Source organism: Chryseobacterium urinae (assembly GCF_030518295.1).
Lineage (GTDB): Bacteria > Bacteroidota > Bacteroidia > Flavobacteriales > Weeksellaceae > Chryseobacterium > Chryseobacterium mucoviscidosis.
Window position 1 is genome coordinate 161,652 of sequence record NZ_JAULSJ010000005.1, and the last position, 23,431, is coordinate 185,082.

The 23,431-nt window shown below is 36.2% G+C and carries 16 protein-coding genes, 1 other RNA gene and 1 pseudogene; 8 read left to right on the plus strand and 10 right to left on the minus strand.

Translation table 11 applies throughout. The annotated features are described in order from the left end of the window. Positions 1–88: 88 nt before the first annotated feature. The 5 genes from QWT87_RS04900 (at position 89) to QWT87_RS21245 (ending at position 7,350) form a co-directional block, all read left to right on the plus strand. Positions 89–1,435 carry an IS5 family transposase gene (locus QWT87_RS04900; protein ID WP_112373584.1) on the plus strand — a complete coding sequence of 449 codons (1,347 nt, stop codon included), beginning with the start codon at positions 89–91 and terminating at the stop codon, positions 1,433–1,435. Positions 1,436–2,419: 984 nt separating this feature from the next. Beyond that, positions 2,420–2,971, plus strand: coding sequence for a hypothetical protein (locus QWT87_RS04905; RefSeq protein WP_265145217.1), 552 nt, complete (start codon positions 2,420–2,422; stop codon positions 2,969–2,971). 3 nt (positions 2,972–2,974) lie between these two features. Further along, positions 2,975–4,333 (plus strand): Dyp-type peroxidase, encoded by a 1,359-nt coding sequence (locus tag QWT87_RS04910; RefSeq protein WP_302714259.1) that lies wholly within the window; start codon positions 2,975–2,977, stop codon positions 4,331–4,333. Positions 4,334–4,344: 11 nt separating this feature from the next. Then, positions 4,345–5,481, plus strand: a complete 1,137-nt coding sequence (locus QWT87_RS04915; protein WP_302714261.1) for a catalase family protein — start codon at positions 4,345–4,347, stop codon at positions 5,479–5,481. Positions 5,482–5,544: 63 nt separating this feature from the next. Then, positions 5,545–7,350, plus strand: a complete 1,806-nt coding sequence (locus QWT87_RS21245) for a 3-hydroxyacyl-CoA dehydrogenase (RefSeq protein ID WP_337250569.1) — start codon at positions 5,545–5,547, stop codon at positions 7,348–7,350. A 75-nt stretch (positions 7,351–7,425) separates the two neighbouring features. On the opposite strand, the gene QWT87_RS04930 is transcribed toward QWT87_RS21245, so the two are convergent. From QWT87_RS04930 to QWT87_RS04960, 7 genes are all read right to left on the minus strand, one after another. After that, positions 7,426–8,373: an alpha/beta fold hydrolase gene (locus tag QWT87_RS04930; protein ID WP_302714263.1), complete on the minus strand. Its 948-nt coding sequence runs from the start codon at positions 8,371–8,373 to the stop codon at positions 7,426–7,428. Positions 8,374–8,541: 168 nt separating this feature from the next. Continuing rightward, complete coding sequence (locus tag QWT87_RS04935) at positions 8,542–10,131, minus strand: oleate hydratase (RefSeq protein WP_302714265.1); 1,590 nt, start codon at positions 10,129–10,131, stop codon at positions 8,542–8,544. A gap of 100 nt (positions 10,132–10,231) precedes the next feature. Continuing rightward, complete coding sequence (locus QWT87_RS04940) at positions 10,232–11,107, minus strand: helix-turn-helix domain-containing protein (protein WP_034972703.1); 876 nt, start codon at positions 11,105–11,107, stop codon at positions 10,232–10,234. A gap of 59 nt (positions 11,108–11,166) precedes the next feature. Beyond that, positions 11,167–12,327, minus strand: coding sequence for an ABC transporter permease (locus QWT87_RS04945; RefSeq protein ID WP_302714270.1), 1,161 nt, complete (start codon positions 12,325–12,327; stop codon positions 11,167–11,169). 2 nt (positions 12,328–12,329) lie between these two features. Further along, a complete protein-coding gene (locus QWT87_RS04950; RefSeq protein WP_302714273.1) occupies positions 12,330–13,286 on the minus strand; it encodes an HlyD family secretion protein in 957 nt (318 codons plus the stop codon). 5 nt (positions 13,287–13,291) lie between these two features. After that, positions 13,292–14,674 (minus strand): TolC family protein, encoded by a 1,383-nt coding sequence (locus tag QWT87_RS04955; RefSeq protein WP_302714275.1) that lies wholly within the window; start codon positions 14,672–14,674, stop codon positions 13,292–13,294. Positions 14,675–14,815: 141 nt separating this feature from the next. Beyond that, positions 14,816–15,127: a MarR family winged helix-turn-helix transcriptional regulator gene (locus QWT87_RS04960; RefSeq protein WP_302714277.1), complete on the minus strand. Its 312-nt coding sequence runs from the start codon at positions 15,125–15,127 to the stop codon at positions 14,816–14,818. Positions 15,128–15,362: 235 nt separating this feature from the next. Between QWT87_RS04960 and QWT87_RS04965 the strand changes: the two are divergent. Next, a pseudogene (locus QWT87_RS04965) lies at positions 15,363–15,746 on the plus strand (IS982 family transposase); the annotation flags it as partial. 82 nt (positions 15,747–15,828) lie between these two features. Here the strand turns inward: QWT87_RS04965 and QWT87_RS04970 are convergent. Then, on the minus strand, positions 15,829–17,031 hold the full coding sequence (locus tag QWT87_RS04970) for a restriction endonuclease subunit S (RefSeq protein WP_302714282.1): 1,203 nt from the start codon (positions 17,029–17,031) through the stop codon (positions 15,829–15,831). Positions 17,032–17,115: 84 nt separating this feature from the next. Here QWT87_RS04970 and QWT87_RS04975 point away from each other — a divergent pair, with 84 nt between their 5' ends. Beyond that, complete coding sequence (locus tag QWT87_RS04975; protein ID WP_185208985.1) at positions 17,116–18,042, plus strand: tyrosine-type recombinase/integrase; 927 nt, start codon at positions 17,116–17,118, stop codon at positions 18,040–18,042. A 90-nt stretch (positions 18,043–18,132) separates the two neighbouring features. Continuing rightward, the gene (locus QWT87_RS04980; RefSeq protein ID WP_185208987.1) at positions 18,133–21,000 is read left to right on the plus strand and encodes a type I restriction endonuclease subunit R; all 2,868 of its coding nucleotides are present in this window, start codon (positions 18,133–18,135) and stop codon (positions 20,998–21,000) included. 364 nt (positions 21,001–21,364) lie between these two features. On the opposite strand, the gene QWT87_RS04985 is transcribed toward QWT87_RS04980, so the two are convergent. Together QWT87_RS04985 and ssrA are read right to left on the minus strand one after the other, a co-directional pair. Further along, positions 21,365–22,591 carry a site-specific integrase gene (locus QWT87_RS04985; RefSeq protein WP_098972089.1) on the minus strand — a complete coding sequence of 409 codons (1,227 nt, stop codon included), beginning with the start codon at positions 22,589–22,591 and terminating at the stop codon, positions 21,365–21,367. A 247-nt stretch (positions 22,592–22,838) separates the two neighbouring features. After that, positions 22,839–23,240, minus strand: a transfer-messenger RNA (tmRNA) gene (gene ssrA, locus QWT87_RS04990). Positions 23,241–23,431 lie beyond the last annotated feature (191 nt).

Below are 23,431 nucleotides of genomic sequence, written 5' to 3' on the forward strand. Positions count from 1 at the left end.
AATTTACTGATTATTAGTATTTTGGGTTTAAAATAGCTTGTTTTTTATTGCAAGAATTTGTATCTTAAAGCTTTAAAACCTTGCAAATATGTTGGGGAAAAATCCAGAAAAGAAGCCAGAATTATTCCGCCCAATGTTGGTGGATTTTATTGACCACGAGCATGAACTTGTTCTACTTTCAGAAAAAATAGATTGGAATTATTTTGAGAAAGAATTTTCGCCCTTGTATTCCAAAGTGGGCAATCCGAGCCATCCGATTCGGTTTATGGTGGGTTGTTTGCTACTGAAACATTTGTATAATTTGGGCGATGAGACGTTGGAAAAAGCCTGGATCATGAATCCTTATATGCAGCATTTTTGTGGCAGGGTTTTCTTTGAACACGAATTTCCTTGTGACCCGAGTAATTTTGTTCATTTCCGAAAAAGAATTGGCGAAAAAGGCATCGAAAAAATCTTTGCCTACAGCGTAAGAATGCACGATGCCAAGACGAACACCTCAAATTTTGTTTTGTCCGATACTACCGTTCAGGAGAATAATACCTCTTTTCCTACCGATGCAAAATTGTGCAAAAAAGTGATCGATTATTGCAACAAAATAGCCGGAAATGAAGGCATAAAACAAAGACAACGCTACACAAAAGTCAGCAAACAAATGGTGCGCAACACCTACAACGGAAAACATCCCAAGCGGGCAAAAGCGGCAAGGAAATCTCAAAGACAGCTCAAAACCATCGCCATGAGACTGATTCGTGAATTGCAACGGAATTTTAATGCAGAACAGCAAGAATTTTATAAAGATTTAATGACATTGTACACCAAGGTTGTCACACAAAAAAGAAACGATGCCGATAAAATTTACAGCATTCACAAGCCTTTTACCCGATGTATTGCCAAAGGAAAAGCGCATAGCCAGTATGAATTTGGGAATAAGGTAGGTTTGATAACCACCGCCAACAAAGGCAAGAAAATCATTCTCGGGATTAAAGCATTTTTGCAAACTCCTTACGATGGTCACACCATAGAACCACTTTTGGAACAGATGGAAACCGGTGGTCAAAAGCTCCCAAAAGAACTCCTTTACGATAGAGGTGGCAGAGGAAAATCAGAAATAAAGGGCGTGAAAATCTCCATCCCAAGCACTCCAAGAAAAAAAGACACTGCTTATCAAAAGCAGACAAAGCGCAAAAAATTTAGAACCAGAGCGGCAATAGAACCTATCATCGGACATTTAAAAACCGATTTTAGGCTGGCAAAAAATTACTTCATGGGAGAAACGGGACCACAAATCAATGCATTACTAGCTGCAACCGCTTGGAACATGAAGAAAATGATGGAACTACTGAAACAGAAAATTATTTTCTTATTTTATAAGATACAAATTATGCTGTTTTCTAATCCTGTTTTTAAAAATAAATTAAATAGTGGGTTTTGTTAAGGAACGACTAGTTAAATTTAGTCTTGAAAAATTGTCTTTTTTTTGGTAAAACTAAAAAAAGACCTATATTTGCACCAGTAAAAACAAACAATCTTAAATCTTGTTTAAAAAGTGACCTATTCGGTGACCTAAAAATAAGAGAACGATATAAAGCTTATGGATAGGGAGTTTTTCAAATATGAACAAGTCCCGTCCGGATCGCAACTATTACAGCAAAATAGTTCAAAACGCTTTAAAACATAGTTTTTAAAGCGTTTTATGTTTTATATCTGTTCAAGTGGACTAATTCAACAGAATAAAAGTTACCATTCAGTTTCCTAAAAAGATTTGATAAAATAGGTCAATGATCAATTCGGTCTTTCTAAGAGTATTTTTTTAAGATTAGTGACTAAAGAAATGATTTATTTCAGTTACCTATAGAATTTAATAGAAATTAGCGAATCTAGAGCGCAGGGATTAGTCGGTTCGTCAGAAGATACCAAATCGTACAACTCATATTTCAAAACTTTTGCGCTAAAAATTTACGACGCCTACAATACTTTGTTGAGAACGGACGACGCTGTTACCTGTAATAATGCTTAAGAAATAAATTGTTAAGTAAATGTGAGCGGCTACGAACTTTAATCTGTATTTTCAAAGACCATAATGACCGTGAGGAGAAGCTTATTGGAATTGAATTAGCAAAACGTACACTGAATAGATACAGTCGAGTTTCTTTTAAATGCTATAGGTCGGTTTCTTTTTGGGTGTTGCCATATTTAAAGGTAATTAATTCTGTCAATAATTAAAAAATGAGTAGACATAAGATTTTATCATTTGTCAATTGAAGTATTTTAATAAAGCTTAAAAATTCATAGTTTCAGTACATAAAATACGAATTTCGGTACATTACGATAGATTGCTATGGCATAACATTTGTACAATTCTCCTCAAAATTATTGTTGATTTACAAAATAATATAAATCATTAATAAAAATCTTAATTATGAGTTTTATAGACAAAGTAAAATTGGCTGCCCAGCTAGCAAAGGCGAATTTCAGTGAAGGTATCGATGATGGTTACGACCATTCCACTACATCTGCCGGAAAAAAAGGGTTAAGATCCGGTCGTGTATCTGAGTTAACTGCGATGGCAGACCTAAAACCCGGAGGTGCAGAAAATCTCAAAACCATAATGGAAATTGCAGGCGGAGATCTGAAAGGTGCAACCAAAGTAGGAACGCTGCATGATCTTCGTATAGTTTTGTTTGATAACGATACCAAGATTCTTTTCTGCACGGCTTACGATGGTGATTGGGATGCTTATATTGATGATTTCGCTACAAAAATTCCGCAGCTGATGGACATCATTTTTGGGAATGTTGAAGGCTGGCCAGGCATAAAAAACCCGAGTGTAAAGCAGTTCATTCTAGACCATCAGATTACCGCGACCGGCTGGTATGTTGGTGTTCCGCATCTTACGGTGAATGATATAAGGAGAAATGATAAAATCATTAAAGGACTGAATAAGGCAATTGACGAAGCAAATAAAATCTAATCTATGGCACTGGAATTTTTAAAGCGGATTTTTAATCCCAATAAAGTAGAAATTGAGCTGAATGAAATACAGGCCTTAATTCTCAGAAGCCGACCTATACCATATTTCGGAACAATGGGTATTATTGAAATCAAAGATGCTGTGGCAGCCAGACAAATGCTCCAAAAACTCTTGCCGATTGTGAGTTCTGCGGAAGACTGGCATAAGAATGAAGGGGCATCGGTTACGTTGACGTTCACTTATAAAGGTCTGGAAAAAATCGGCGTGCCTAAAGAGTCGCTTGAGACTTTCCCCGAATCCTTCAAGGAAGGAATGGCAGAACGTTCCCGGTTTCTGTATGACATTGGAGTCAATGACCCTAAAAACTGGGAAAAGGTTTTTAGAAGATCACATATTCACATCGCAGCGGCAATTATCGCCAACAATGAAGAGGCGTGGAAAAGCAAGCTGGAGGAATTTCGTTCTAAATTGGCGAATAACAGCGGCGTAGAAGTAATAATGAGCCACGATTTCGCCGTATCTGAAGAGGTTAAAAATGTATTCGGATTCAGGGATGGCATCAGTAATCCGGAGATTGAAGGCAGTGGGATAGATGTGCCGCCCGGATTTGATCGTCCACTTAAAGCAGGCGAATTTATAATGGGCTATCCTGGAGAAGCAGGCTTCATAAAGCCATTTCCACAACCTGAAGTTTTAGGAAAGAACGGTTCTTTTATGGTTTTCAGAAAGTACCAGAGCCAAGTGGCGGAATTTAATCAGTTCGTTAAAGAAAATTCTTCTTCGCCGGAAGAGGGAGAGCTCTTGGCTGCTAAAATGGTAGGTCGCTGGCGAAGTGGTGCACCTTTGGTTTTAGCTCCCGAAAAGGATGATAAATCGCTAGGAGATGATATGCAAAAAAACAATGATTTTTCTTTCAAGAATGATGAGTACGGTAAAAAGTGTCCGTTCAGTTCGCATATCCGCAGGATGAACCCAAGAGATTCCAAATCTTTTGTTTTGGAGGATGAACGTTTGCACAGGATCATCAGAAAAAGTGTAACTTTTGGCGACATTGTTCCGCCGGAGGTAACTAAAAATGACGGTAAGGAACGTGGACAGTATTTTATTGGCATTAGTGCCGATGCAATGGGAACACTGGAATTTCTTCAAAAACAATGGGCAAACGATGGTAACGCCCAAAATCTGGGAACAGAAAAAGATCCTATGATCGGTGTACAGGACGAAGACGCACTGTTTTCTGCACCTGGAGAACCCCTCATCAAAAGATACCGTGGTTTGCAGACCTACAACATCGTGAAAGGCGGCGAATATTGTTTTATCCCAAGCATTTCTGCTTTAAAATGGATTAGCGAATTAAAATAAAAAAAAGCACTATGGAAGAATACATCAAGTACAGTTACGAAGTGGAAGAAATTCCAGAAAATTTCGATGAGTATATTACCACCATTAATAACGATATCCGCGAATACATCAAAAATACGCCAAACCTAAGCAGGGCGACCCATCATACCAGAGATGCGCACGCCAATGGCTATGCAGTGCTGAAAGCAGAGGTTGAAATTTTGGATAATCTGCCCGAAGAACTGGCGCAGGGCATTTATGCGAAACCCGGAAAACACCAGGCAGTAGTTCGCTTTTCCAATGGTTCGTCCAGAGTTTTGCCCGATAAACTAAGCGGTAATGCACAAGGATTTGCTTTAAAGATTTTTGGGATAGATGGCAAAAAATTATCTCCCGGAGAGGAAGATTCTCCCAATGTTGATTTTAACCTGATTAATAATCCCGTGTTTTTCTGTAACTCGGCAGAACATTATGTTTTCATTTCAAAGCTTTTTTTAAAGCTAAATGATTTCTTTGAAAAGGGAGCCTTGGGAAAATTGGAATTTGCCACACTTTGGGTCACCGAAAATAAAAAAGCATTTCCAAATTTTGAGGCTTTGAAGGAATTGGGCGCTCTTAAAACTTTTAAAAAAATCCCTTCAATCAACAGTTTTCTTTATGAATTTTACAGTATGGGAGCGGTACGCCACGGTGATTATATCGCCAAAGTAAGAGTGATCCCAACTGAGCAGACCACGAACGCCATCACGGAAAAAGATATTGATCTAGACAGCGCAGAATGGCCGTACAGAAAAGGAATTATCAAAGAAATAGCTCAAAAAAACCTTACGTTTGAGTTGCAAATACAACTTTGCAAAAACCTGAAAGAAATGCCTGTGAATGACCTTACAAAAGAATGGTCGCAGGAATTATCACCATTCCGTACGGTGGCAAAAATCACAATACCAAAACAAACGGTTCCAGAGGATGGTAATTTTGAAATTATGGAAAATCTGTCTTTTACACCGTTCAGAACCATCGAAGAGAATTCACCGATCGGAAATTTACAGCGTTCACGGCAATCAGCGTATGTAACATCTTCAACCTCACGACACGAGCTAAACCACAAAAAACGTAAAGAACCAAAGAATTTGGAGGAAGCATTCAGTCCGGAGTTTTATCAATTATAATTGAAAATGAAGATTGCTGAGTCCTAGTTCCGTAAAGTTAATTACCAAAAATCAACCAAAATTATGAGCAAAATAAAAAATGTAACGGTAGCCGGAAGTGGTGTTTTAGGATTCCAAATTGCTTTTCAAACAGCAATTCACGGATTTGAAACCACTGTTTACGATATCAGTGATGAAGTGTTGGAAAAGGCGAAAGCAAAGTTCGACGGCTTGGCCGAAAGTCATAAAAAGGATCTTGGCGCCACCGAAGAACAAATTACAGAAGCGAGGGAAAGACTGCACTATTCATCCGATTTGGCATTTGCTGTGAAAGATGCCGATCTTTTGATAGAAGCAGTGCCAGAAGATATTAAAATAAAAACGGAATTTTATAAGCAACTCTCCGCGATTGCACCGGAGAAAACCATTTTTGTAAGTAATTCATCCACCTTGTTGCCAAGTCAGTTTGCAGAGGTGACAGGAAGACCTGCTCAATACCTTAACCTGCATTTTGCCAATCAAATATGGTTGCGAAATACGGCGGAAATTATGCCACATCCAGGAACCGACGAAAAAATATCTGAGGAAATAGTCGATTTTTCAAAGGCGATAGGGATGGTGCCTATTTTGGTAAAAAAAGAAGTTCCAGGTTATGTGCTCAATTCTTTATTAAATCCATTTCTGAATGCCGGAATGCAGCTTTGGATTGGCGATTATGCTACGCCAGAAACCATAGACAAAACCTGGATGCTGGGAACTGGTTCGCCTTACGGACCAATGGCTTTGTATGATATTATCGGATTGACGACACCATACAACATTTACAAACTGCAAGTAGAGAAGGGCAAAACAGATGATGAGATTGTGCTGGATAAACTTAAATCAACCTTCATAGACCAAAATAAACTGGGAATTTCTACTGGCGAAGGCTTTTACAAATATCCAAATCCTTCGTGGCAAAGCCCAGATTTTTTGAAAGTGCCGGAAGCCGATTTATCTAAAATCAGAATCAAAAATATTGTGGTGGCTGGAAGTGGTGTTCTCGGTTTTCAGATTGCCGTGCAATGCGCTTATTTCGGCTATGAAGTCACGGTTTATGATGTTAATGATGAAGCTTTAAGTAAGGCAAAAAACCGTTTTGATGTCTTGGCTGAAGAATATAAAAACTACCTGAAAGCTGATGAAGAAAAAATCGAAAATACCAAAAATAATCTCACTTATTCGACAGATTTGAAAGCTTCTTTACAAGATGCTGATTTATTGATAGAAGCCGTTCCGGAAAGCATCGATATCAAAAAAGATTTCTGGGAAAAAGCTTCTGAGCACGCGCCGGAAAAAACCATTTTTGCGAGCAACTCATCCACACTTTTGCCGAGCAGATTAAGCACATTTACCAATCGTCCAGAAAAATTCATCCATTTACATTTTGCCAATCATATAATGGTTCGCAATACAGCAGAAATAATGGGTTCTGATCAAACCGACCCAACGGTTTATAACGAGATTGTAGAGTTTGCAAAATCCATTGCTATGCTTCCCGTGGAACTGAAGAAGGAAAAATCGGGCTACGTTCTGGATTCTTTGTTGATTCCGCTTTTGGTGGCTGGCCTTGCGCTGTGGGCGAATGACGTTGCCGATCCTGCAACCATTGATAAAACCTGGAGAATTGCAACAGGTGCTCCTTTTGGACCAATGGCCATTTTAGATTTGAATGGGATGAACACCAATTATAACATCTTAAAAGAAATCCCGGGAGAACTAACACAGAAAATAGCAGAAAAGCTAAAAGCCGAACTTATCGACAAAGGAAAACTTGGTCAGCAATCCGGCGAAGGTTTTTACAAATATCCTGATCCAGAATGGCAAAGCAAGGATTTTTTAAAAGCTTGATAAATGCTAAATTTCCATTATAAACTAAGTATTTTAATTATTAATCAATTATTTTTAATTAAAATACTTTTTTGGTTATGATATTTTTTCATAGAGCCAATCTTTTATACTTTCATAGACAGATTCTTTAATATCTTCATTAAGTATTTCGTGCCGCATAGCAGGATAAATTTTTGCATTAACATCTGTAAATCCATCTTTTTGCATTTGTGTTACCGTTTTTTCAACCCCTTTTCCGAAGTTTCCTATCGGATCATCAGCTCCGCTTACAAAAAGAAAGGGAAATTCTTTTGGTATTTTTTCTGCCCATTTTCTTTCCGTTGCCTGTTGGTTTAGAGAAACTAATGCGTAAAAACCATTATTGGTAAAAGGTACTCCGCATAGGCTGTCCCGGCAAAATGATTCACGGTTGGATTTGCTGAGGCTCAGCCAACTGTTAAGGTCGCCATCTTTCTCGCCTTTAAAATGTTGATTATTAATTTTTGAAAAAGTTTGGTTGATGAATTTGCTCCTGTGTTTTGGGGCAATAATATTCTTAATGGACAGGAAAAATTTAGCCAAACCGATTCCGTTGATTTTTCCTCCCGTTCCCACGATGACCGCGCCCTTAAAATCAGCTTCCTGATTCTGAAGTAAGCATCTTGCAATGAAAGACCCCATAGAATGACCTAGTAAAAAGTGAGAAATGTTAGGATAGTTGTTTTCTAAAAATGCAGCCATCGTTGCGGCATCGTCTATCAGTTGCTGCTTGGGATTTTCTTTTTGAAAATAGCCAAGTTCTTCCCGATTTTCCGCCGTTTTTCCGTGTCCCAGATGGTCATATAATAGAACTGCAAAACCGTTGTTCGCCAGATATTCTGCAAAATTTTTATAACGACCGCTATGCTCCTGCATCCCGTGTAGTATAAGGACAGTAGCCTTTGGAGGTTCATTTATTGGTTCGAATAATTCATAAAAAAGATTGTGCGTACCTGAGTTGGCAATTTTCTGCCTTTTTATATAGCCTGGTGTATGTTTTGCCATAGTCGGTTGATTTTGTACAAAAATAAAAATTCTGCCCTTGATAAAAGCAAGAGCAGAATAAAGTTAGATAAATTGGTTATTATAGACAATCTCTTTTATAGGTTAAAGAGATACGCCTTTAGCAAGAAAGAACTTCGATAAAGTGTAAAGGCAGCTCTTTTTTTATATTTAATTTCTGTAAGAGGTATGGATGGCTTTTGCCAAAACGTCTGGTTTTTTCCAGTGTTCTGTTACTGGTGTTACTTTTTTATCGAGGCCGAGTAGGGTATATACCGCGATACGTGCTGCACGAACCGAATATTCTTCTGTGAAAACCATATCTTCCGGTATTTCTACAAACTGACTAATCATTGCTAGGTTGGTGCTGCCTTCAGGAACAACTGCAGGGCGGTCTGCTTTAGCGTGCGGCTGAAACAAAGCATCGATATAAGGCATCATACACGGAATAACATTGATAACGCTATCTTTTATTTCCTGTTCGTGTTTTTCAAAATGCAAATGATGAATCAACTCTGTCAAAATTTCTTCGCCCGTGCAATCAATCATCGGCTTTTTCACATAATCTCCCACTGCATCTGGATATAATCCGTAGCCCCAAAGGATGGTAGTATCATCGCCTTGCGCTTTGAAATGCGGTTGTGCGGCCACCACAATTGACATTCGCCACGATGAATCTTTAAACGTCATCAAAGCTCCGCTGCCCGGTTTGTTTCCAGTGTATTCTTCAATAAGTTTCAGAAATTTATTTCCTTTGAATGTTGGCGTAAATGAATACCATTTTGTTTCGTCCGGTTTGGTAAAGAACGGGTCTGGGTTACCCAACGTGCCGGGTTTCTTGTTGGCAATTTTACGCCATAATGCAAAACTTGGCGGATTTGACGGCAAATATTTTGCAGGCGTGTAATAATCGCCGTTATTAGAATTGTCTGTAATGCATCCGTTGGTAAAGAATACCAAATCGCCTTCATTCACGGTTATTTTTTCTGTTTTTCCTTCTGCATTGATGCATTCTATTTCCGTTACGGTAATGCCATCATCATCGGCAAAATCCAAATCGGTAACGGTTTTTCTTAATGAAAAGTCCACTTTATGCTGGTCCAGAAATGCCTTCAACGGCAAGATAACGGATTCATATTGGTTGTATGGTGTTCTGGTAACTCCTTCGAGTGTTTCGATTCTTGAAAATTCCAACAGCATACGTTTCATATAGCGTTGAAATTCAAAAATACTGCTCCATTCCTGCCAGGCAAAAGTGGTTTGCCACATATACCAGAAGTTGGTCGTAAAAAAATGATCGTCAAACCAATCACGAATGGTAATGTTGTCTAAATCATTTTCATCGGCAAAAAACAATTTCAAAAATTTCATCCGGTCCTGAGTGTTGAAACCCATATCCGTTACGGGTAAAATGTTTCCGTTCTTGTCAATCAACCGCGCCTTCGCATTGGTAGGATTCGCGTGGTCAAATGCCAGAATTTCGTCTTTTACGGAAATGTTCGGGACATCCAGAGAAGGGATACGGGATGTTAATTCCCAAAAGTTTTCATAGGTTTCTTCGTTGAGCATACGCCCGCCACGACAGATGAACCCTTTTTCTTTAGATCCCGCACCATCGTTGCTACCGCCCAAAATCGGCAGGGTTTCAATGATGTGAATGTTTTCGCCTTTAAAGCCTCCGTCTTCTAACAGATACACGGCACCGGCAAGACTTGCCAATCCGCCTCCGATGAAATATGCATGTTTGTTCGAATTGCTCATATGATATTTTTTTTTAGGTTATTTTTATATAATAAAGGTATTGATATACCTTAATTCCTTGGTATCCCTAAATTCGAAAATCATATACGGAATTTCTTTTTTAGAAATGCTGTTGTCTTCGGTACCTTTGGGGCGATATTGACGCATGCTTTTTAAAGAAACGGCCGAATGCAGAGGTAGAATTAAAGCCCGTTTCAAATGCAATCTGAGAAATATTTTTTTCTGGATAGCCAAGCAGAACGCATACTTCTTTTAATAAGGCCTCATCAATAATCTGATGTGGAGTTTTGCCGGTCGCTTTTTTTACAATCAGAATAAGATATTTGTTGGTAATGAATAGCTTGTCCGCATAGTATTGTACGTCCTTATGCTGCAAAATATTTTCTTTCACCAATTCATTGAATTTAAAAAAAATATGATTGTTATCCTGTGGAGTGGGATATGCGTTGTCTTTTCTGCCTTCATCAGTTAGGACGGCAACTTCCAATAAAATATTAATAATAATAGTACGAACAATATCTTCTGTAAAACGACCATTTCTCGTGGTCTGCTGTTGAAGATAATCCAATAAATTGATTAAGTGCGTACTACTTGATTCGTTGGAAATTACTACGTTAAAGCTATTTTTATTGAATAGAGACAGATTCTCGATAAAAAATGGATTAGAAATGTTCTTGAGCAGGAAATTCTTTTCAAAGAAAAGAACTTTCAGACGGAAATCTTTGCTGTTATTTACAAATTTTATAATTGTTGATGGAGCAGATATCAGGAATCCGTTTTGGGATATCTTGTAATGCTGATTATCAATTTCTAAATCTATACTACCAGAAACACAGATGCAGAATGCATAAAAATCCATTCGGAAGAGTCTTTTTGGGAATTCAAAAATGAGTTTTCCTGACGATATAAAGTAAGGTTTCTCACAATGTACGTGATAAAAAGATAATATTTCTTTAATACTTTCGTAAGCTTTCATAGCTTCTTATTTAGTGGATTTATGCAGGAAGATATATTTTTCGCCTTATATTTATCTCGCTACAGCTCCTCTCTTTTAATCTTTCGGACTTTGTAAAATAAAACACTATAACTGGCAATGGCGCTTACTGTTCCTATGATTATCATTTTTATAACATAAGGATAGGTGAGGTCTACAGCGCCTTTTTCTATGATAAGTATTCTAAAGGCAGGCAGGAAATGTGTAAGCGGGATGATATTTGCAATATACTGAACCCAAACTGGCATTTGGCTGAGCGGCCAGGTAAATCCTGACAGGATAAAGCTGGGTGTGGCAATAACCATAAGGATTTCCGTAGCTTTCAGCTGGTTCGGAACAAGGATGCTCACCAAAATTCCTATAAAGCAGACCGAGATTACAAAAACACCCGCTATTAGGGTAAGCGGAAAAATGTTTTCATAAAAAGGAATTCTGAACCACTTCGTAAAACCCCAGTACATCAGCCATATCCCGAAGCTCATTATGAGATAAGGCACGATTTTAACCAGCATCAGCATAAATGCAGAACGGCTTTTATGTACCAGATATTTGAAAGTGCCGTTTTCAAACTCGGAAGCAAAAGAAAGAGCCAGTCCCAATAGTAATACCTGCTGAAGCACAGTAGCCAAAACACCTGGCCACAAAAAATACATATAGTTGGTGCTTCTGTTGTTCTTTTTTATAAATGTGGTTTTAAATGGCTCATACTGACTCATTAGCAAATTTTCCGGAACTCCTTGTTTACGTAAGGTTTCGACCTGTGTCCCTGCTTTGAGGGTTCCTAAGACCAGCTGAAGTGCTGATGAAGAATAATTTGCGGTCAATACATTTGCTGTATTGACTATGGTAGTGACTTCAGGATATCGTTTTGTAAGCACATCTTTCTCAAAATCTTTTGGGATAATAACGACGCAGGTTGCATCTTTCTCAATCATCAAACGATTGAGGTTTGTCTCGTCAAACTGCAGCCTTGCAACAGACAAAACTTCGTTGTCATTCATCATTTCGATTGCTTTCCGGCTGAGTGAGCTTTGGTCATAATCTACCACTATGATTGGTAAATCTGTCACTTTCCCTTTGCTGTACACATATCCCAACAAAACACCGTACATCAAAGGAGCCCCAATAAACAAAATTCGGAGGACTTTGTTGCTCCAGAATAAGCCGAACTCCCGTTTGATCAGATTGAGAAATGTTTTCATTATTAAGGTTTTAGCGTTACTGTTGTTTTGCTTAGGATATCGTTTGCTTGTTGGATGTTAATAGGGTCTATTAATATTTCATACAAAGCGTCCTGCACTTCATAATCAGGATATGCTGTAGCAATATTAGCATAGGCACCTATTTGTTTTATATTTCTGATTTTCCCTTTGATATCCCGATTTTTGTAAGGTATATGCACATTGATTTCTTTTCCTTGTGCATAATTTGCCAATTGGCTTTCAGGAATAGTAAAGCGGAAATATATGGAATTATTAAGAGAACCTTTGAAAAGCGTATATCCTGGTAGTGCCAGTTCCCCCAGCTTCAATGTGATCGATTCTATTTTCATATCCTGTGGTGCAATGATATACCTTTCTTTCTCGGCAACCTGTACTTCTTCCAAAGCTCCCTGTGCACGGTCTTTTTGTCCCAACGCCATTGTTTGCTGTTCTATGCGGACCCCGTTTTTAACATCGGCAATTTCTGCATCTACGGCTATCATTTGTGATTTGGCTCCCTGATACTTTGCGAATACTTCATCATATTGCTGTTGCGGAACCAATGAATCCTTTACCATTGCGTTCATTCTTGCCAGGGATTTTTTTGCAAACTCATATTGCTCTACCAAAGCCGATTTTTTGGCATAGAGCTGTGCCAACTGATTGGCAGTGGCACCGTGTACACTCATCTCATATTGTGCCTGAGCAGATTTTACCGCTCCCTGTGCCTGTGATTTTTTTGCGTCTACTTCTGGGATTTCCAATATCGCCAATGTATCTCCCTTTTTTACAAAATCTCCCTCGCTGACCAGAATTTTATCAATCCTGCCTGTTATTTTGCCAACTACTGCAATCTCTTCCCGCTCGGTCTTTCCCTGGATGGTTTGTGATACTTTCGGTTTATTCTCACAAGAAGTTAAAATGCCTGCAATGCTGAGTATGTAAATAATTTTTTTCATTCTGCTTAGTTTTGGATTTTAATAAAGTTTGATAATTTTCCCGATGCACGGTAAACTTCAATAGCAGCATTCCGCTGTTCAATCACGGTTTCTACTTTGTTTAAGGATTCTTTGTATATATCATTTTCCGCTCCAAGGCGTTCAGTGACGTTAATAAGCCCTAATCTGTATTGCTTTGATGCTATTTCATTATTATTTTGTGCTATTTTTTCCCTTTGGATCGCAATATCTACCTTATGTAACGTGGTATTGTATTCTACCTTGTTTTTTTCCAATTCAAGATCTACTTTTTCTTTGGTGTCAGCCAGTTTATTTTCAACCTGGGCGAGTCCTATTTTGGCTTCGTCTATTTTATGTTTACGTTCAAATCCGCTGAAGAGTTCCCATTTCACAGCCACGCCCAACATCCAGTTAGGATGTAGTGTCAATTCATTTAGTTTCAAATTGGCGGTCGTATTTAATGTTTCAATCGGCACTTTTGTATTGGCATTATATAATGATGCATAGCTATATCCCGCAAAAGCCCCAACTGTGGGAAGAAGGCTTCCTTTTTCTTTTTTAAGGGCATATTCGGAAGCTTTTCTGAAAGATTCCAGTGCTTTTATCTCATTTCGTTCGGCTGTGCTCAGGCTGTCCAAAATAATGATGGGCTCCAACTGATGATTGGTTTTAAAAATTTCTTCTTCAGAAAGATTGGTGGATTGTTTTATCTTGAGTATCAGAAGTTTTCTTTTATTTTGAACATCTGCACGTTTGGAAGCCAATTCCAGAGTGGAAAGTTTGATTTTATCTCGATCATAAGGAATTGCTAACCCTTCGGATATCGCTTTTTCTACTCTTTCTTTTTCCTTATTCAATCTCTTTTCGCTGTTATCGATGAGTTTTTCGGCGGTTTCCAGAAGTTTGAGACGGTCAAAGCTCCCTATGATATCTTTTATGACCTCATCTTTCTGATTTTCCATCATAAACGCTGTGCCTGTATTTTTTTCTTTGAGAGCCTTGGCTCCATTTAGGATTTGTCCGCCACTGAACAGTACAGCTTTTGCGGTAAGACCTCCATAAAGGATATTCGCATTTGTGCTGAAATCGGAGGATCCCCCAAAAACAGGATATCCTGTGATGGGTAAATTCAGGGTAGCTAGATCTAATTTTGCATCACTGCTGATGTAAGAGTATAAACCTGAAGCCTCGACCTTCGGGATATATTTGGCCAATATGCTTTTGCGTTCTAATTCTAATTTTTGTAATTCAAGATCTTGATTCCTTATTTCAGTATTTTTTTGCAATGCCTTTCCGATAGCATAATCCAAATCCTTACTTATAAGAATCTGTGCGTTGGTGATAGTGCCGAATAGGATCATTGTAATGGCTAAGTTTATTTTTTTCATACCATTTCGTTTTGAATGTTGTTTTGAATATGCTGAAAGAAGTTTTTTATCTCTATGATTTGATTTTCTGAAAGTCCTCTGGTTGCTCTTTCGGTTACATTGTTAACAATATACATTACTTTTTCCTCTATCTCCTTTCCTTTATTTGTTAAATATATCAGGTTTTGCCTTCTGTCGGTAAGGGGGGGGTCTTCTTTCTACGTAGCCTTCTTTTTCCAATTGGTCGATAAGTCTGGTTATACTGGGCTTATCCCTGTGGGTAAAATCTGCTATCGCCTGTTGTGAACATCCCTGTTGTTTCCATAAAGGTACTAGCACCGACCATTGTTCCCGAGTCAGGTTAATATTATTCAATTTGAATTGCTGACCCAAAAAACGATTGAACAGTACAGGTACATTACCGGTAAGCAGATTGTATCGATCTTGTTCAGTTAATATTTTTTCAGCTTTCATATAAAAATTATCATTGGACAAAGTTAATCAAACAATAGTTGTGGTAACAACTATTGTTTGATTAACTTTTTTTAATCTTAATAGGATTTAGATGACATAAATTTGTATTTAATTATTGTTAAGACCATTTGTGAGCAGTGAAAATATGGTTAAAATAACTCGTAGTGCATTATAAAAGGTTATTCATAATACGAAAAAAAATCGTATATTGTATTGATTACCAATCGAATACACTATGAATAACCTAGATGCAATTTTCGATTTTATTTTAAATGAATTAAGAAAATTAACCTTAAATGAAAATTTTTATTTTAAACCTATTAAACCAAAATTGAGTGATTTAGAACTTATTGCCATAAATATTTCTGCAGAATATTTATCATTAGATTCAGAATATCAGTTATTTAGATATCTTTCAAATTCAAAACTAAATGGAATGATAGAAAGAAGTGTTTATAATCGCAGGAAAAGAAAACTCTTCTTGCATATGGAAAATATCAGAAAGATTATGGTTGATAGATTTCATGATATTGAAAGCATTTTCATTGTAGATTCAATGCCTTTAGAAATTTGCAAAAACGCAAGAGCAAACCGCTCTAAAATCTGTAAAGAAGATGATGGAACTACTGAAACAGAAAATTATTTTCTTATTTTATAAGATACAAATTATGCTGTTTTCTAATCCTGTTTTTAAAAATAAATTAAATCGTGGGTTTTGTTAAGGAACGACTAAATAGGTTTTGTAGAAGATATTGCTTTTGAGATTGGTGTTTAATTAATATTTTTTTCTCTATTTGTAACTTTTGGTCAATAGTTGATAATAATCCAGCAATATTAATTTGTTCTTCGAGGGCGGGAATATATATTTTGATTTGTTTAACAATTTCAGCAGATAGATTCCCTTGACCACCTTGTAAATATCTACTTACGATACTCTCTTTTTTGTATGATAAATAAGAGTAAATGAAATAATGATTTTGGTCTGATTTTATACAAAGAACAGCTTGGTTTATTGCTCCTCTAATCTTACTAAGTCCTATTTCACCGCTTGTTGCACCATACAAAGCATATAAGATATCGCCTACTTCAACGATTTTAGCAGAAGAATTTTTTAATCCTAATTCACTAATGAATTGTTCCGTTTTACCGCAATTTATTTCACCTGAACGAATAAATGGAATATTACCATTAAAATACTCCCGTTTAGATGTTAGTGGTGTTCCGCCTGAATAAAATGTTGCTATTTCGCCTAACTTCTTCACCTCCCATTTCTCAGTGAATTTCTTAAACCTAATTTTCTGCGAATATATTTTTTCACTTAGCCCTTTAATTAAGGTTTCTAATTGTCCAATTATTTTGTTTTGGGTTTGGATTCGAGAGTCTATTAAGGATAGAAATGATGCAATTTTAGTTTGCTCATTGAGCGATGGAAGAGGCAGAGTTACAGAAGCTAATATTTCTTGACCAATATTATATCTTGTACTTCCTCCCGATTTTGATGTTATTTGATTTCTTATTAAATCAGTTTTTAATGATTTATTCAAAAAAATAGGTTCATATTCTCCATTTTTTTTACCTCTAATTACAAATCCTCCAAATGTTGCAGTTTTGTCTTTATCTAAGTATACACTTGTTGTTCCTACTTCCTCTCGTGTCTCAGAACTTCTTTGGAACAGAATATCTCCGTAGTTTACTGGGAATTTATCAATGATTTCTTCATTGACATTTACACTCCCAATAATTTTATCGTATGTTATAAACTCGTTATTGAGAATGTCCAATACGTTTATGAACTTGTATCCACTACCATATTGTTCCTTTGTAGCGTTAATACCATTCTTAAATTCCAAAATCTCCCCCAACTTCTTAGTTTCCCATTCCTCCGTAAATTCAGGAAATCTCAAATTAGGAACCTTAGTTCCAAATCTATCTGCGGGATAAAATGTCCTTAATTGCTTTCCTTTGAGATTTTAAAAAATTAAATTATAATGAATGAACAAAAACAACTCTCAGAAGTTATCGATCTATGGAAAATAGACAAAAAACAGTATGTAAAAAAATCAAGTTTCTCAGCTTATACGCTATTGATTGAGAATCATCTACTACCAAATTTCGGAAATAAATTTGCGATTGAGGAAGCTGATGTCCAATGCTTTGTTTTTCAAAAATTGGAAACGGGTTTAAGTCATAAAACAATTAAGGATATTTTAATTGTTCTGAAAATGATTTTGAAATTTGGAGCTAAAAACAAATGGTTACAGTATACCCCTTTTGATATTCAGTTTCCTACTGAACGAGAAAAGCATAATATTGAAGTGCTTACCAAGACTGATCAGAAAAAAATAATGAACTATATACAAGAACATTTTACATTTAGAAATTTAGGGGTATATATATGTTTAAGTGCAGGAATGCGTATTGGGGAAGTATGCGCCTTAACTTGGGAAGATATTGATACCGATAACGGAATTATCAGTGTTAACAGAACCATCCAGCGTATTTATGTGATAGAAGATGGAACTCGTAGAACGGAATTGATTCTGGATACCCCGAAAACTAAAAATTCTATTCGTGAAATTCCGATAAGTAAGGATTTATTAAGAATATTGAAACCATTTAAAAAGATTGTGAATCCTTTGTTTTTTGTATTGACAAACGATGCTAAACCAACTGAACCCAGAACCTACAGAAGCTATTACAAAAATTTAATGAAAGAATTAAAAATGCCTGAACTTAAATTTCACGGGTTAAGACATAGTTTCGCCACCCGATGTATTGAAAGTAATTGTGATTATAAAACAGTGAGTGTATTATTAGGGCATTCTAATATCAGTACAACGCTGAATCTTTATGTTCATCCCAATATGGAGCAAAAGAAAAAAGCTATTGAGCAGATGTTTAAGGCTCTTAGATAAGTTTTAGATTATGGATTAGGAGAACATTTTATTTTGTTAAATTTGTACATAGATGGAAAGAACAAGATAAACTCCTAATTCATAATTATTTTGAGCAAACAGTCCGAACAAATTCTAGAAGAGCAACTCGTTGACCAATTACAGAAATTGGGATATAAATACGCTTTTATTGCTGATGAAAAAGCATTACTGGAAAACCTGAAAATTCAATTAGAAAAGCATAATCATATACAATTTAGCGATAGTGAGTTTGAAAAAGTGTTGAATATACTCAATAAAGGTTCTGTATTTGAAAAAGCCAAGGTTTTACGTGAAAAGAAGCATCATATTATTCGTGATAATGGTGATAACCTGTATTTTGAATTTCTCAATGTAGAACATTGGTGTCAGAACGAATATCAGGTAACCAATCAAATTACACAAGAAGGGAAATACGAAAACCGTTATGATGTTACCTTACTCGTGAATGGGTTGCCTTTGGTGCAAATTGAGCTGAAACGAAGAGGCTTAGAAATGAAAGAAGCATTCAACCAAATCAACCGCTATCAAAAACATAGCTTTGGTGCTGGAAAGGGTTTGTTTCATTTTGTACAATTATTCGTTATAAGTAACGGTGTAAACACCAAATATTTTAGCAATTTTGGAACACATAAGCAGGAATATCTTCAAACTTTTCATTGGACAGATGAACAAAATAATCCACTAAATAATATTTTAAACGGCTTTACCGATTCTTTTTTGGAACCTTGTCATATCAGTAAAATGATCTGTAAATACATCGTTCTGAATGAAACTGATAAACGTCTGATGGTACTTCGTCCATACCAATATTATGCGGTAGAAAGTATTATCAAAAAGGTAAAAGAAAACGAAATTCTGAATGGCTATAACATCGAAAAAAATGGCTACATCTGGCATACAACTGGAAGTGGAAAAACCTTAACCAGTTTCAAAGCCAGTCAGATTCTATCCAAAATTCCAGCTATCAAAAAAGTGGTTTTTGTGGTAGATAGAAAAGATTTGGATTATCAAACCAACCAGGAGTACGATAAATTTAGTAAGGGCTCGGTAAGTTCTGCTACTAATACGGATGACCTTATTCATAAATTAAACGACCCGAATGTTCGCATCATCGTTACCACCATTCAAAAGCTAAATAACGCAATTTCAGGTAGAAACTTATCAAAAATGAAATCCATTCAGCACGAAAGGATGGTTTTTATATTTGACGAGTGCCATCGTTCGCAATTTGGTGATACCCACAAAAACATCGTCAATTATTTTACCAATATTCAATTATTTGGCTTTACAGGTACACCTATTTTGGCAGAGAATGCAGATGGAGAAAAAACAACTGCAAGCTTGTTTGGAAAATGTCTGCATAAATATGTAATTACAGATGCCATACGTGATGAGAATGTACTGAAGTTTTCTGTAGAATACATTCAGACTTTCAAACAGAAAGAACATATCATTGATTTAAAAGTAGAACAAATCAATGAAACTGAAGTTTTTGAAGCTCCTGAACGAAAGGAAGCCATTGTAGATTACATCATTCAATACCACGATCAGAAAACGCAAAACAGGAAGTTTTGTGCCATGATGTGTGTACAGGATATTGATTCCGTCATTCAATACTATGAAATTTTCAAGCGTAAAAAACAAGAGGGACAGCACGAGCTAAAAATAGCGACTATTTTTAGCTTTGCTCAGAATGAAGAAGAAATGGAAGATGCTGTTTATTCCCAATTAGGAATGGTTGCTGAACCACAAGCAGTTTACGGCTACAAACCTCATCGTAGAGAATTATTAGAAACGTATGTACAAGACTTTAATGAATTATTTGGAGAGAAACAGAACGTAAAAGATACCGAAGGATTTTACAATTATTACAATGCAGTAGCAAAGAAGTCAAAACAAAATGAGACAGATATTTTGTTGGTTGCCAATATGTTTTTGACAGGGTTCGATAGTAAATATTTAAACACCTTATACGTTGATAAAAATCTGAAATATCATGGATTGATACAAGCGTTTAGCCGTACCAATCGTATCCTAGATAAGAATAAAACACAGGGAAATATTGTATGTTTCCGAAACCTTAAAGACAAAACAGACGAAGCCATAGCTTTATTCAGCAATAAAGAAGCAATTGACGAAATTATAGTGGAACCATACGAAGCGTATGTAGAAAAGTTTAACGAAGCCACGCAGAAATTATTAGAAATTGTTCCACAAGTAGTATCTGTTGACGGTTTATATTCGGAAGAAGATCAGCTACAATTTATTTTGGCTTTCCGTGCCATGATGCGTTTGCACAAAAAAATGAGCCATTATACAGAATTTACTTGGGATGATTTACAGATGGAAGAACAGCTTTTTGCAGATTACACGAGCAAATATTTGGATTTAAAGGAAAGACTTGATCCTACTGACCCATCTAAAAAAGCGTCTATTCTCAATGATATAGATTTTGAATTGGAATTGATTAGGCGTGATACCATCAATGTAACCTATATCCTTCAGTTACTGATTAAATTCAATTCTAAACATAATGCAAAAGACAAAGAAAGTATTGAAAAAGACATTTTCAATTTACTGAACACCGAAGTATCATTAAGAAGTAAAAGGGAATTGATTGAGAAATTTATTCAGGAAAGTTTACCCCATATTGAAGATACGGATACCATTCCTGAAGAGTTCGAAAAATTCTGGAATGTAGAGCAAGAAAAGGCACTTCAGGAACTAGTCAAGACAGAAAATCTTTCCGAAGAAAAAACGGAAAGACTTATAGAGAACTATTTGTTTACAGAACGTGAACCTTTGCGAAAAGAAATTTTAGATTTACGGAAAGAAGGAAGACCAAGTGTATTAAAATCTAAGGAAATCGGAGATCGTATTCTAAATAAAATCATAGGATTCATAGACACTTTTGTTAATGGGATATCAGGAAATTAATGTTTTATTCTAGTAGGTGTTCATAAGAATCAAAAATATTTAAGAGTGATAAATAAAGGATAGGTTTTAATTTTTCTATCCTTCTATTTTTGTATATTTGCCTTGAGCTAACGGAAACACGTTGAAAAGCAAAGCAATAAGCACCGTTACCAAATCGTTACCTGACTTTTTTGATAATCTTTATAAAAGCTTAGTATTCAACCGATACAGCTTTTTCCTGAAAACTTTAAAATAAAAAAGGACTCAGATTATGAAAATCCAAGCCTAACTTTTTAGCTTACACACTTTGTGGAAAAGTGTTTCTTCCAATTTAAATGCTTTTATTGCAATTGGAGGAAGAGTGGCAGTACTATGGTTTACATCTTCAACACACTTCTTTTTTTTCTTTTATCAATATTTTTTTTAATACCAGCATATCCTCTCCAATTTTTTTATCTTGTATTTTAGCATAATGCTGCGTCATTCGAATGTTGGCATGACCAAGCATTTTACTTACGGTCTCTAAAGGTACACCATTATTGAGGGTAACCGTAGTAGCAAATGTATGTCTTGCCGTGTGAAAAGTAATATCAAAATCAATTTCACATAAGTCTCCAATCTCTTTTAAATACCCATTCATCTTTTGATTGCTTAGTACCGGTAAAACAGTATTTTCATTTACACATTTCGGATGATTTTCATATCTACTTAAAATTTCCTGTGCTTCTGGTAGCAGGGGTATACTGGCTTCGACCTTTGTTTTAACCCTTTTAGTTTTTATCCATAACCCTGTATCAATTCCTTTTGTTATTTTATCTCTAGTAAGATTCTTGGCATCAATATAGGCTAAACCAGTAAAACAGCAGAATACGAAAATATCACGGACTACTCTTAATCTGTCAGAATTAAAATTCTTTTCACGGATTTTTTGTAGCTGAATATCAGTTAAGAATCTGACATCTACGCTTTCTATTTTAGATTTATAACCTATAAAGGGGTTTTTGCTAATCCATTCATTGTTGAGACAAATATTGATTATTTTTTGAAAATTTCTAATGTATTTTACAGCAGAATTATTGGAGCAGTTTCTAACAGTACGTAGGTAAAACTCATAATCTGCAACGAATCCGGGATTAATATGACGGACATCAATATCACTGAGATTAAATTTCCATTTCAAAAATGCCTGAGTATGTCGTAATGATGTTTCATACCGTTTCCACGTTCCTTTAGAAAATTCTCTATCTATAAGTTCCTTTACCTTTGAGTTGTGATCTTTAAAAGCTTCAATAAGAGTAACTTTTTTTTCTTCAATTCCTAAATATTTATTTCGAAGATTTTCACAAGTTATCTCTTTGCCTTCGTTATACAAGGAATTATAGCATTCAAATAATTTAGCTCTGAAGCTTTCCAGTAAGGAGTTTAATTGTTTACCATTGGGACTATTACCTGATACCTTTCCTAATTTTATACTCCATTGAGGAGTTTTTACCGTTTGTCCTGTTGAAATTTCCGTTCGTCTTCCGGCAACAGTGATTCTCATGTAAATTGTTGATAATTCAGGGTTGTTTTTTGCCTTTTTGGCATAAAACAGTAAGCTGTAGGTTTGCATAACATTTTAATTTTAAAGGTTAATAATATTGCTGAACCTTTAAACCTACAAGATGTTCAATCATTGAACAGGCTGATGAATAAGCTGTTTAATGAGAATTCGGTGAGTCAAAATGCTGCCTAAAGACGACTCACCGAATGACTCACGTTCGATTTGTATTTCTTTGGTATATTTTGATAACTCAAAAAATAAAAAAGCCCTTAAATACTAGGATTTAAAGGCTTTTAGATTAATTTGGTTTCCCACCTGGTGGAGTTGGAGGGATTCGAACCCTCGTCCAAACAAGCAATACATAAGCTTTCTACATGCTTATTCTGCTATTGGTTTTCGACGGGAAGCAGAGAGCAGACACCCAACTTCCAGCTTATCTTCTAAGGTTTTCGAGCTTTAGCCGAAGCGTCCAAAGCCTTATTTCTGCATTCCTATATCCCAGAATCAAACGCCGCAGAACAGAGCATTTGTGGAATATCTTGCTCCCTTACTAAAATCTTCGGGGAAACGCTTGATCTACTATACTTCGATATTAAGCTGCAAGAGCGAACTCTTCGTTGCCAGTTAAAATTTTGTAGCAAGGGATTATAGAGATCGCGCTACGGTTCTCTGCATGCTTACTTACCCATTGACCTTGCTGTCGAAACCAGTCAACCCCATGAATAAAGTGAATGCAAAGATAACACTTTTATTCAAATTCAGTTCATATTCTTTCAGTCATTTTAATAATGGGATTTTATGTATTTTATTTGAAGCTTTATCCTGCTTTCCGTTGCAATTCCTCATTACGCGGCTCCGCTTCGCTCCATTCCGGGATTTTCTCTACAATCAGGGCTAGGGTGGAAGCCG